An 11394-nucleotide genomic window follows, 5' to 3' on the forward strand; every position below is an offset into this window, starting at 1 on the left:
GTTAGCGCACGCGCTCGATCTCGACACCGCAGCTTGCCAGGGGAAGACCGACGGGCGCCCAAGGCTTATCGAGCTTAACACGCACGCCGAGCAGCAGAGGGTAACGACGTAGCAGCATCTGGGCCACGCCCTCGGCTGCGGCCTCGATGAGCTTAAACGTATGCTCGCGCAGATAGCCATCGACATCGTGGCACACCGAGCCGTAATCAATCGAGGCATCCAGGTTATCGTGCTCCCCTGCTGCACGCAGGTCGGCATAGAGCACCAAGGACACGATGAACTTCTGGCCCAGGGCGTTCTCCTCGGGATACACGCCGTGGTTGGCAAAGATCTCAAGACCTTCAACGGTGATGCGATCGGCATGGCACAGATCGTCATAGCCCACGTGGGGCACCGCCGTTGCGGTGGATATTTCGCCCCTTCCACGGCGGGCGAGCTCGGCGCCTTCAGTCTTGGTTGCATTCTCGGGCAGTTTCTTGTTATCCATCGCGATCGTCTCCTTCGTTTAGAACCCCGACCGCGCAAACCAACTACACGCGAATCGACAGGTTCTTTTTATCATCGCTCCAGTTGCAGGCATTGCGCGCGGGGCATGCAAAGCAGGCGCGCGACGCTTTGTCGGCTGCATAGAGCAGACGCTCAAGCGGTTGGCTGTTCACGCGCAGCTTTCTATGGCCTAAAATGGCCGTCTTAATGGCCGCGGCATCGGCCGGATCAAATGCCACGTCATCGGGCATGCCGCCAAGAATCGCATCAGCGACGCGCTCGCTTGCAACATCATGGGATATACCCGATTCATACTGTTCATCTTTGCCGATATCGTGAAGAAGTGCCGTGGCGTAGATGACCTCGCGGTCAAATTCGAGCTGTTCCTCAAGATTCTTAATCCACATAATGCGCGCGACATCCAGCAGATGGTCAATACCGTGGCGGCAAAAGATGCGCCCCGATTCCAACTGTGCAATGTTGCCCAGGTGCCGCCGGAACAGCCCGTTGGCACAAATGTAATCAATGCGAGGCATGGCGCCAAAGGGAGTCAGGCCCGAAGCCATAAAGCCGCGACGCGGCGTCCCCTCATCGGTCTTCGATGTAAAGTCGTTGACGACTCTCATGGTTAGCGGCCCAGCATCCTAAAGAATCGCTCCTCGATCGCGGGATCGGTCTCAAAGACACCGCGACGAGCAAGCGTTACGGTCTTGGTACCGGGCTTTTGCACGCCGCGCATGGTCATGCACATATGCTCGGCTTCCATCAGCACGATCGCCCCTTGGGGAGCAAGATATTCCATGAGGGCATCGGCAACCTGCGCGCACAGCTGCTCCTGCAGCTGCAGACGACGGGCATAGACCTCAACCGTGCGAGCAAGCTTAGACAGACCCGCCACGCGACCGTTAGGGATATAGCCGATCGCAGCCTTGCCATAAAACGGCAGCAGATGGTGCTCGCACAGCGAGTAAAACGTAATATCGCGCTCGATAACCAAATCGTTCGAAGCGACGGCAAAGGTTTTGGACAGGTGCTCCTCGGCACTCCGGCCCATACCGCCGGCAATCTCGCCATACATACGGGCGACGCGTGCCGGGGTCTCCAGCAGGCCCTCACGAGTTGGGTCCTCGCCTATACCTTCAAGCAGCAGCTTAATAGCAGTCTCGACTTTTTCCTGATCGACCATCTGGGCCTCACTTTTTTCGATTTCGCGTTCGCGCTATGGTACCACGCTGGCACGCAACCTCTTCCAGCTACATAGTATGGGTCGAATAGACCGGATCGTCCCGCCAAAGCTCCACAGCGTCGCAAAGCGCAACGCCCTCGCGCGCAGCACGAGCGCGCGTGGCGTTCATGTCGATCACGCGCTGATTACTCGAGCCCCTAAAGCGCAACGAGATATCGTACAGATCTTGAACGAACGGACCGTCTACCAGCATGTCGAGGCAAGCAAGGATACGGTCCGTCACGTCGGTATGGTGACGGCCGCCCGGCATTAGTTCCTCGAGCACGTCACCGGTAAAGCACCAAATGGTCTTCCCAGACTCCACAGGGTAGGTCGCACGCACGCGTTCGATAAAATCAACGAGCCCCGCCTGGTTCTCGGGTTCCATAGGCTCCCCGCCCAGAATCGTCAGGCCATCAATAAAGGGATGATCAAGACTCTCGATGATTTTGTCCTCGACGGCACGATCGAACGGTTCACCCGCGGCAAAGTCCCACGCGACGGAGTTAAAACAATTCTTGCACCCACGACGGCACCCACTCACAAACAGAGAAGTACGAACGCCTTCTCCATCAGCAATGTCGAAATACTTAATGTTCGCGTAGTTCATAGGTAACCTTCCTGGGGGTCTGGAGCATATCATCCCGTCCTCAAACATTCTCGGCCTTCGGCCTGCGAAACTGCGGGCGGGACGATATGCTCCAGATCCCTCGCGAGCGACACTCGGTGAACAAAGCGAACATCGAGTATGGGGTTCGAGGTCCAATAAAAACTGGGCTGCGGCTCAACCGCCATCGCAAGTAAATCGCAGCTGCAGCTCGAATTATTTCCGCCAAGAACTTCGAGGAGTGGGCAGACCGCATGCTGCATCTCAGCTACATCAACTTGGCCGCCCCGTAGCGAGGCCCCGGACCTTTACTCGATATGAGTTTCGCACGAACAGGAGGCGCCAGTGGCGCCTCCGTCGTGAGCCAGGACTGTCCGAAATAGCGAGTAAAGGTCCGGGGCCTCGCTACGGGGCAGCCTGGGGTGGTTATTAGAGATGCAGCACGCGGTCGCGGATCTCCTCGGTTCGACCCTGGTTCCAGAACTGGGTACCGATGTAGCCGCACGTGCGACGGGCGACATTCATCTTCTCCTGGTCACGATTGCCGCAATTGGGGCACTCCCACACCAGTTTGCCATCGTCCTCGACAATGCGAATCTCGCCGTCATAGCCGCACACCTGGCAGTAATCGCTCTTGGTGTTGAGCTCGGCGTACATGATGTTGTCGTAGATGTACTGCATTACGCGAATGACCGCCTTGAGGTTGTCCTGCATGTTGGGAACCTCAACGTAGGAGATAGCACCGCCCGGCGAAAGCTGCTGGAACATGCCCTCAAACTTAAGCTTGTCGAAGGCATCGATCTCCTCGGACACGTGGACGTGATAGCTGTTAGTAATGTAGCCCTTGTCCGTCACGCCCGGGATAATGCCGAAACGGCGCTGCAGGCACTTGGCGAACTTGTAGGTCGTCGACTCAAGCGGGGTGCCGTACAGCGAGAAGTCGATATCGCTTTCGTCCTTCCACTCGGCGCACTTGTCGTTCATGTGCTGCATGACGGCCATGGCAAACGGCGTGCCCTCCTTCTCGGTGTGGCTGTGGCCCGTCATGTACTTGACGCACTCATACAGACCGGCGTAACCCAGGCTAATGGTGGAATAGCCGCCCACGAGCAGCTTGTCGATCGTCTCGCCCTTCTTAAGGCGCGCCAAGGCACCGTACTGCCAAAGAATCGGCGCAGCATCCGAAAGCGTGCCCATCAGGCGCTCATGACGGCACAGCAGGGCGCGGTGGCACAGCTCAAGGCGCTCATCGAAGATCTTCCAGAACTTGTCCATGTCCTGATGCGAGCTCAGCGCAACATCGGGCAGGTTGATGGTCACAACACCCTGGTTAAAGCGACCATAGTACTTAGGCTTGGTCGGGTCATAGTTCAGAGCGTTGGCGACATTGTTAAAGCCGTTGCCCGAACGGTCGGGCGTCAGGAAACTGCGGCAACCCATGCAGGTATAGCAATCGCCGTTGCCGGCGGTCTCGCCCTTAGACAGCTTGAGCTCGCGCATCTTCTTCTCGGAGATGTAGTCGGGCACCATGCGCTTGGCGGTGCACTTGGCGGCGAGCTTGGTCAGATAGAAGTACGGCGAATCCTCGCGGATGTTATCGTCCTCGAGCACGTAGATGAGCTTGGGAAACGCCGGGGTGATCCACACGCCGGCTTCGTTCTTAACGCCCTCATAGCGTTGACGAAGCGTCTCCTCCACAATCATGGCAAGGTCGTGCTTCTCCTGGGGCGTACGGGCCTCATTGAGATACATAAAGACCGTCACGAACGGCGCCTGGCCATTCGTGGTCATAAGGGTCACGACCTGATACTGAATCGTCTGGACGCCGCGACGAATCTCATCGCGCAGGCGTTCCTCAACGACCTCGCGAACCTTCTCGGCAGATGCCGAAACACCGAGCTCCTCAAGCTCGCGAGCAACCTCGCCGCGAATCTTTTGACGGCTCACCTCAACGAACGGGGCGAGATGGGTCAGCGAAATAGACTGACCGCCGTACTGGGAGGAAGCAACCTGGGCGATAATCTGCGTCGCGATGTTGCAGGCGGTCGAGAAGCTGTGCGGCTTCTCGATCAGCGTGCCCGAGATAACGGTGCCGTTCTGGAGCATGTCCTCCAGGTTCACCAGATCGCAGTTGTGCATGTGCTGGGCAAAGTAATCCGAATCGTGGAAATGGATCAGGCCCTCATTATGGGCATCCACGATCTCCTGGGGCAGCAGCACGCGTTGGGTCAGGTCCTTGGAAATCTCGCCGGCCATATAGTCGCGCTGAACGGAATTGACGGTCGGATTCTTATTGGAGTTCTCCTGCTTAACTTCTTCGTTATTGCACTCGATCAGCGACAGGATCTTGTCGTCGGTCGTGTTCTTTTGGCGCTTCAGGCTCTGAACATAACGATAGATGATGTAGCGGCGAGCGACCTCGTAGCAGTCGAGACGCATGATCTCGTCCTCGACCAGATCCTGGATCTCCTCGACCGATACGGTATGGCCGGCCTTCTCACATGCCTCGGCGACGTTTTGCGCCGCGTAGATCACCTGGCGGTCGGTAAGACGAGAGCCCTCCTCGACCTCCAAGTTGGCGGCGCGAATCGCATTGACGATCTTATCGATGTCAAAGGCAACCTCGGTGCCGCTGCGCTTGATGATCTTCATCCTCTTGCCTCTTTCGCGTCGTAATCCCATTGCGCTTCAGAGCCAAACGATGCCTGGCAGGGCTTGTCCCTGTCTTGCGGCGCCGTCGCGCAATCTGTGTTCTCGATAAACCATAGGTCCTCATGCGGACAATCCTCGCGGCCGATCAAGCGGCTCAAAGGCGTGTCCAAATGGGACGAACAAGGTCTTCGTTCTCTGTCCGCCATCTATCATACGACAAAGACGCCTCTATATCCTGTATTCTTTTTTTAGGTCAAACACAACATATAGTGTTTCAGCAGGTCAAAGCAATTGGTCATTTTACAGACACATTAATTATGAGGGTTTCTTGGCAAGTCGGTAAAACGTTACCAACGCGGCTACCTGCAAGGCAGTTATAAAACCCCCTAGTCAAGCCGCCGACAAATCCTACCAAAACCAAGCCGCTCACGCGAAAAGAATCCAAAAGATTATGCTTGACCAACATGTTGCGGTCGAATGCCGGCGGACGGAGTGACAGGGCTGCAAACGCTCGGAAGACTACAGCCCCGGCACCCCGTCCGCCGGCATTCGATAGGCGAGGAGCTATTAGTTCTCTTCGCGAGCTATCATGCGGCCGAGAGCCGCTGTAAAGGGATCGAGCAGCACGCCGGCGATAACCACAAAGGCCCACCCCTTTGTGACAAGGCCCGCCCAGCGCGCGAAGAACGTACGGCCTTCAATCGTTCCGAATCCTCCCTGGAAGGCAATCTCGCCAAAACCGATCACCATAAAAGATTGCGCGGAGGTCAACCATGGAAACGCGGGCGACGTGCACGGTTATGATCAAAATAATCATCTCCCACGAGACCAAGAGGCCAATAACGACAAATTATGCTGGGCAGCAAATGCAACGTGAAAAAGCGACCGAGGTCGATAATTTGACGGCATATTATGTGTGTTTATAACAAAACAGTCCAGAAGCAAAGCCTCTGGACTGCGAACATTTGGTGGGCGTTACAAGATTTGAACTTGTGACCTCTTCCGTGTCAGGGAAGCGCTCTCCCCCTGAGCTAAACGCCCAAATGGAGCGGACAACGGGGCTCGAACCCGCGACCCCAACCTTGGCAAGGTTGTGCTCTACCAACTGAGCCATGTCCGCTTACGGGGATTAATCTTACGTGATGCCCGCATCCTATGCAAGAACTTTTTTTGAAAAGTTTTGCGACGCCCTCGCGAACCTCACGAAGACATCAGCCACCTCAAAAAGGCCGAACTCCTCACCCTGATACACGTATGCCGAGCCCGGAAGCGCCAGCTCAAGCAAAAGGGCCGCCCGCGCGCGGCGCTCGCCGAGTTCACGGTCCTCGTCATAAGACGACCCGTCGCGTAAGAGCCAGTCGAGCGCAATCTGGTGGTAGCGCGTCGCCTTGATTTGCAGCAGGGCATAGCGCGTCGCCACGCGCGATAGATCTCGTGGACCTCGTTGCGGTCCCACAGCGGATGGGTGCCGTCGTCAACCATGTCATCGCCCTCGGCGAGATGCCACCGGTCGAGGTCATCGCGGTCGAGGTCCTTGGCGAGACCGTGCGCCACATCAATGCGAAAGCCATCAACGCCTCGATCGCTCCAAAACGTCAGGACGTCGCAAAAGAACGCATGAACCTCGGGGCATGACCAGACAAAGTCCGGCCGCTCGGGCGTAAACATATGCAGCTACCACTGACCGTCCGCAGCACGCGTCCAGGCGGGGCCGCCAAAGTTGGCATTCCAATTGGTGGGAGGCAGCTCGCCATGTTCGCCGCGACCATCGCGGAAGATATAACGGGCGCGCTCGGGCGATCCGGGGCCGGCGGCAAGAGCGGCTTTGAACCAGGGGTGCTGGTTGGATGAATGATTGGGCACGATGTCGACGATGACCTTGATGCCGCGTGCGTGAGCCGCAGCGACCATGTCATCGAAGTCGTCAAGCGAGCCGAGACGTGGGTCGACATCGCAGTAGTCCGCCACATCATAGCCACCATCGACAAGAGGCGATGGGTAAAACGGGCTCAGCCAGATGGCCTCGATGCCCAGCCGCTCAAGATAGTCCATCTGCTGGGTAATGCCCACGATGATACGCCCAAAGCTGATATTCGCGGCAAACAACGCCACGGCCACGCCCCAAGACGCTCGCTCCCTCTCGGGTTCGAGCCTCTGCAATGGGTACGAAAAAGCCCGGCTACCGTGGTAGTCGGGCTGTTGTACTTGGAGCGGACAACGGGGCATCCGCGTATCCGCTTCGCGGATCCGCACCGGCTTCGGCCGCCTGCCGGCGACCTCGCCAGCTCGCTACAAACGCTCCGCGTTTGCTTAACGCTCGCTCCCTCTCGGGTTCGAGCCTCTGCAATGGGTACGAAAAAGCCCGGCTACCGTGGTAGTCGGGCTGTTGTGCTTGGAGCGGACAACGGGGCTCGAACCCGCGACCCCAACCTTGGCAAGGTTGTGCTCTACCAACTGAGCCATGTCCGCATATGTAAAACAAAACGGGCGCCGGAGCGCCCGGATGTTGCCTGGAGGCGAAGCCCGGATTCGAACCGGGGGTAAAGGCTTTGCAGGCCTCTGCCTTACCACTTGGCCACTTCGCCGAAAAAGGACCGTTAAGAACGGTCCGGAAATGCAATGGAGCGGACAACGGGGCTCGAACCCGCGACCCCAACCTTGGCAAGGTTGTGCTCTACCAACTGAGCCATGTCCGCTTGCGGGTCATTAATTTACGCGAGTTATCCAAAAGACGCAAGTACTTTTTTCAAAAAAGTTGCCCAAAGCAAGTTCACGCAGGAAAATCATGTCAACCCAAGGCGCTAAGCGCACGATTCCAATGCCGAGCTAAACAGCTTCACCATCCGAACGCGTGTGCCGGCACCATCCGTGCGACGGGCAACCTCCACATTATCGACGAGCATGCGCATAAGCTTGATACCGCGTCCGCGTTCCTCGGATGCCATCGGTTCGCTCGCCCCATCGATAGAATAGCCAGCGCCTCGATCAAGCACCTCAAGCACAACACGGTCCCCATAGGCCTGAATCGTCAGGATGCAGCCAACACCGCCCGCATGGTCATATGCGTTACCCAATGCCTCCCCCAACGCTAATGCGACGTCATAGCGCTCATCACGCCTCAGGGGAAGCGATTCGAGAAGCTCGGCCACACGGTGCCGATAATACGGGAGATTCTCGATGCCTCGCTGCACCTTGACGCTCTTGCTCCATCGCGGCAACTCCCCCACCGGAATGGCGGGAATCGACTCCCGCACCGGACCCGCAACATGAAGGATGTCGACAAGTCGGGCAATCTCCAAAAAGCGAACGACCTCATCGGAGGCGTTAACAAGCGAAAGCAGCCCTTCTCGTCTCATAAGCTCTCTGGCACGCGTAAGCAAAAACGCCAAACCCGTCGAGTCGATAAAAGCCACGGTCTGGCAATTGATGACAACACGGCGCACGCCCCGGTCGATTAAATTATCCAACCGTCGGCGCAGCTCGGGCACCGAGGCGATATCGATATCGCCCGGTGGCGTCAAAACCGCTATGTCATTCCACTCATTCATGCGACCATGGTTCCCCAAAAGAGCTCGCTCGATGCACACTTTTCTGCAACCGTTAGGATTCTGTATGCCCAACGTCGCGACCTACGATCGACCCCGTAAAAACTCAAGGGACACCAATGCAATGTCATCGTCCAGCGCCGAGTCGGTAAAGCGGTCAAGCTCGCCCAAGACCTTACCGCAGATGCCCGATACGCCCTCACCCGAAACAGAGAGTAGAAGGTCGCGCAGGCGTTGCTCGCCAAAGAAAGCACCCGAGCGGTCGCGTGCTTCGATCGTTCCGTCGGTATACATAAACAGCATGTCACCAGGATCGAACGTAAACACGCCCGTCTCGTACACCATGCTCTCAAAGGCACCGATCACGCCCGATTGGCACCCAAGGAGCTCCACTTCTCCCCCGCAGGCCTCTCCTCCGCCATGCGGCGTCGACGACGGCCTAATGACCATAGTGGGAGGATGTCCCGCAGAGCAATAGGTAGCACGGCCCGCTTTAAGATCAATCTTGGCGATAAACGCCGTCACAAACGTCTCGACCCGCGAAAAGCCCATGAGCATGCTATTGAGCGAGCGGGCCATGCGAGCGGGTCCCGCACCCTCCCAGGCATAAGCCGTCAACGCCGTCTTGACGAGCGCCGACATCGACGCCGCCTCAATTCCTTTGCCGGAGACATCGCCCAATATCATAACGGCGCAATCGTCGGGAAGACGGACAAGCGTATAGAAGTCACCACCAACCAACGCCGAATTCGTTGCCGACAGGTATACCGAATCGGTTGCGATGCCCGGAACGTCGCCTAGCGAATTTCTCATGCCAATCTGAAGCGTCTGAGCGATATGACGCTCTTCACGCTTTTGAGACTCGCCCTCATAGATCAGCTCAAAGTCGTGTGCCAAATGCACCATGTAGTCGTATTCAAGGTCGTCGATTGGCTCCTGGCTGCCATCACGGAGCAGCAAAACGCGCCTCGTCGGTCCCTTGGCGATATCAGCGGGCACGATTGCATCGTTGCTTCGCGTACCATCCGCCTCCGAGTGGCAGCGCCCCGCCTCGATACCGGAGTCGACATAAAGTCCCTGACACGGCAGGCCGTGGGCTCTCAACCATGCGCCCATAGTCGTGGATTCGTCTACGCGCGTAAGGCGCACGTGTTTGAGGTCGTCGGCGCTCGTCCCGCCCAGCACCGATGTCTCAAATCCATCGGAAATTGCCCCCAGGCGCGCCGCCGGCGTCGTGACAGAAAAGAAGAGTGACTCCGGATCGCCCGGCAATGCCACACGACTGCCGCCTTCAAAATCGATGACATAGGTTTCGAGGCCCGCATCATACTCCACGGGGCAGAAATGACAACTGAGCACAGCGCAGATTTCGGTCGATACCGCACGCGAGGCGGCAATAGGATCATCGAGATAGGCAAACAACTCATCGCGCAGCACGTTGAGAGAACGGCCAAGCTCTGCCGTGCGACGTGAACGTAGACTCGATGCCATGCCGACTAGTTGGATGGAGAGATAATCGCAAATGACCTCGAGCACGTTGACATCATAGGCAAGCGGCGCCTGCGGACGTTTCCAACCGACCTCCAACACACCGAGCACCTGAGTGCCATAAAACACGGGAAGACATATCTCGCTGCGGTATGGAGGCATATCTTGCATGCGTAGCAGGTGCTTAGAACGATTGTCCAGGTCCATAAACATACCCGAGGCAATCCTATCGCCCTCAAGGTCCTGCTGAATCGACAGGCGGCAGGCACGAGACTCACGGAGCACATACGTCGGGATACCCGCACCATACGGCATAAACTCGGGCAGGTAGCTGTCATACAGCTCCTTGGAAACACCGCGAAGCTTAAAACCGCCGCTCTCAGAAAAATAGATGGCAGCACCCGAGGCATCGAGGGTTCCTACAAGCTGGTTCAAAACGGTATCCAACAAACTAGGCAGCTCATCGGAGCCCACCGTGCTCATAATGACCGACAACGTGCCCGAGAGGCGCTTATTCGCCACTCTGAGCTCCGAAAGCGCACGCTTGAGCTGACGGTCATGCGAATACTGCTCTTCGATACTATGGAGCGCCACGAGAACACGCGGCGCACGGCGGCCAAAGATACGAGGCGGCGTAACCGAGCCGGCACAAACTAGGACGGGAATAAAGGAGCCGTCACTGAGCTTAAGCATCAACTCGCTCTCGGTACCATTGGTCTCAAAAGGAAGACGATGTTCTGTCGCGCGTTCAAATGCTGACGAGTACAAGAGATCTTTAACGTCCCCGTTGATCACATCGGAACGTTCCTCGCAGATCAAGTCGAGCAAGCGATTGTTTACATGCAAAATGGTTCCGTCGAGCTCGCAGATAATGACAGCATCGCTCGTAATATCGACCAATTGGGCAACGTCAACCCACTCATTGCGCTCAAGCGTTTCCATCGTGAACCTCACCGTCTATCGGTAACAAAAAAGCCTCCGAAGAGGCTTCTCAAATGCGATGGTGTCGGAGGCGGGACTTGAACCCGCATGACCAAAAAGCGGTCACTAGCACCTCAAGCTAGCGCGTCTGCCAATTCCGCCACTCCGACATGCTATATTGTTGATTCGCAGTTCGTTTTGTTGGACCCGCGCTTTCAACGAGGAAGATAATAACCTATGATTCGAGAACTGTGCAAGCACTTTTTTCAAAAAAGTTTACGAATTTGAAAATGCGCAGGTAAATCTATATGTCCGGGCCGGAATGGGGGCAACTTCCCAACGCGTCCTCGGGCATGCGGTACATTTTGATTCGCGCTTCGCGCTACAAAATGTACCGCCCCCTGCGGAATGCGTTGGGAAGTTGCCCCCATTCCGGCCCTACAGCCAGATACTCCAAGTACGATTCTCAA

The 11394-nt window shown here is 56.9% G+C and carries 9 protein-coding genes, 6 tRNA genes and 1 pseudogene; all 16 read right to left on the bottom strand.

Annotated features, from left to right (window positions below; translation table 11 throughout):
• Position 1: 1 nt before the first annotated feature.
• Positions 2-487, bottom strand: a complete 486-nt coding sequence (folB, locus tag ACQRAJ_RS05790) for a dihydroneopterin aldolase (RefSeq protein WP_427727762.1) — start codon at positions 485-487, stop codon at positions 2-4.
• Between the two features lie 43 nt (positions 488-530).
• Positions 531-1112: an HD domain-containing protein gene (locus tag ACQRAJ_RS05795; RefSeq protein WP_195838586.1), complete on the bottom strand. Its 582-nt coding sequence runs from the start codon at positions 1110-1112 to the stop codon at positions 531-533.
• Positions 1113-1114: 2 nt separating this feature from the next.
• On the bottom strand, positions 1115-1672 hold the full coding sequence (gene folE / locus ACQRAJ_RS05800) for a GTP cyclohydrolase I FolE (RefSeq protein WP_427747979.1): 558 nt from the start codon (positions 1670-1672) through the stop codon (positions 1115-1117).
• A gap of 67 nt (positions 1673-1739) precedes the next feature.
• Positions 1740-2321, bottom strand: a complete 582-nt coding sequence (gene nrdG / locus ACQRAJ_RS05805; protein ID WP_427727760.1) for an anaerobic ribonucleoside-triphosphate reductase activating protein — start codon at positions 2319-2321, stop codon at positions 1740-1742.
• Positions 2322-2747: 426 nt separating this feature from the next.
• Positions 2748-4970, bottom strand: a complete 2223-nt coding sequence (nrdD, locus tag ACQRAJ_RS05810; RefSeq protein ID WP_427747980.1) for an anaerobic ribonucleoside-triphosphate reductase — start codon at positions 4968-4970, stop codon at positions 2748-2750.
• A 567-nt stretch (positions 4971-5537) separates the two neighbouring features.
• Positions 5538-5720 (bottom strand): hypothetical protein, encoded by a 183-nt coding sequence (locus ACQRAJ_RS05815; RefSeq protein WP_154517425.1) that lies wholly within the window; start codon positions 5718-5720, stop codon positions 5538-5540.
• Positions 5721-5936: 216 nt separating this feature from the next.
• Positions 5937-6011, bottom strand: a tRNA-Val gene (locus ACQRAJ_RS05820).
• 3 nt (positions 6012-6014) lie between these two features.
• Positions 6015-6090 (bottom strand) — tRNA-Gly (locus ACQRAJ_RS05825).
• A gap of 33 nt (positions 6091-6123) precedes the next feature.
• Entirely contained in the window at positions 6124-6390 is a 267-nt protein-coding gene (locus tag ACQRAJ_RS05830; protein WP_427747984.1) for a hypothetical protein, read from the bottom strand.
• 101 nt (positions 6391-6491) lie between these two features.
• Positions 6492-7196: pseudogene (locus tag ACQRAJ_RS05835) on the bottom strand (alpha-amylase family glycosyl hydrolase); the annotation flags it as partial.
• A 167-nt stretch (positions 7197-7363) separates the two neighbouring features.
• Positions 7364-7439: transfer RNA gene (locus ACQRAJ_RS05840), tRNA-Gly, on the bottom strand.
• A gap of 42 nt (positions 7440-7481) precedes the next feature.
• A tRNA-Cys gene (locus tag ACQRAJ_RS05845) sits at positions 7482-7555 on the bottom strand.
• A gap of 35 nt (positions 7556-7590) precedes the next feature.
• A tRNA-Gly gene (locus ACQRAJ_RS05850) sits at positions 7591-7666 on the bottom strand.
• Between the two features lie 105 nt (positions 7667-7771).
• Complete coding sequence (locus ACQRAJ_RS05855; RefSeq protein WP_154517428.1) at positions 7772-8518, bottom strand: anti-sigma factor antagonist; 747 nt, start codon at positions 8516-8518, stop codon at positions 7772-7774.
• Positions 8519-8599: 81 nt separating this feature from the next.
• Positions 8600-10945 carry a GAF domain-containing SpoIIE family protein phosphatase gene (locus tag ACQRAJ_RS05860; protein ID WP_427747981.1) on the bottom strand — a complete coding sequence of 782 codons (2346 nt, stop codon included), beginning with the start codon at positions 10943-10945 and terminating at the stop codon, positions 8600-8602.
• Positions 10946-11004: 59 nt separating this feature from the next.
• Positions 11005-11094 (bottom strand) — tRNA-Leu (locus tag ACQRAJ_RS05865).
• Between the last annotated feature and the right edge of the window lie 300 nt (positions 11095-11394).

Source organism: Collinsella sp. SGI.184, from assembly GCF_050313415.1.
In the GTDB taxonomy this organism is placed as follows: domain Bacteria; phylum Actinomycetota; class Coriobacteriia; order Coriobacteriales; family Coriobacteriaceae; genus Collinsella.

Bases quoted from the DNA above. Each gene is read 5' to 3' on its own strand.
- folB (WP_427727762.1), bottom strand. From the start codon at position 487: ATGGATAACAAGAAACTGCCCGAGAATGCAACCAAGACTGAAGGCGCC.
- ACQRAJ_RS05815 (WP_154517425.1), bottom strand. From the start codon at position 5,720: ATGGTGATCGGTTTTGGCGAGATTGCCTTCCAGGGAGGATTCGGAACG.
- nrdG (WP_427727760.1), bottom strand. From the start codon at position 2,321: ATGAACTACGCGAACATTAAGTATTTCGACATTGCTGATGGAGAAGGC.
- ACQRAJ_RS05855 (WP_154517428.1), bottom strand. From the start codon at position 8,518: ATGAATGAGTGGAATGACATAGCGGTTTTGACGCCACCGGGCGATATC.
- ACQRAJ_RS05860 (WP_427747981.1), bottom strand. From the start codon at position 10,945: ATGGAAACGCTTGAGCGCAATGAGTGGGTTGACGTTGCCCAATTGGTC.
- ACQRAJ_RS05795 (WP_195838586.1), bottom strand. From the start codon at position 1,112: ATGAGAGTCGTCAACGACTTTACATCGAAGACCGATGAGGGGACGCCG.
- nrdD (WP_427747980.1), bottom strand. From the start codon at position 4,970: ATGAAGATCATCAAGCGCAGCGGCACCGAGGTTGCCTTTGACATCGAT.
- folE (WP_427747979.1), bottom strand. From the start codon at position 1,672: ATGGTCGATCAGGAAAAAGTCGAGACTGCTATTAAGCTGCTGCTTGAA.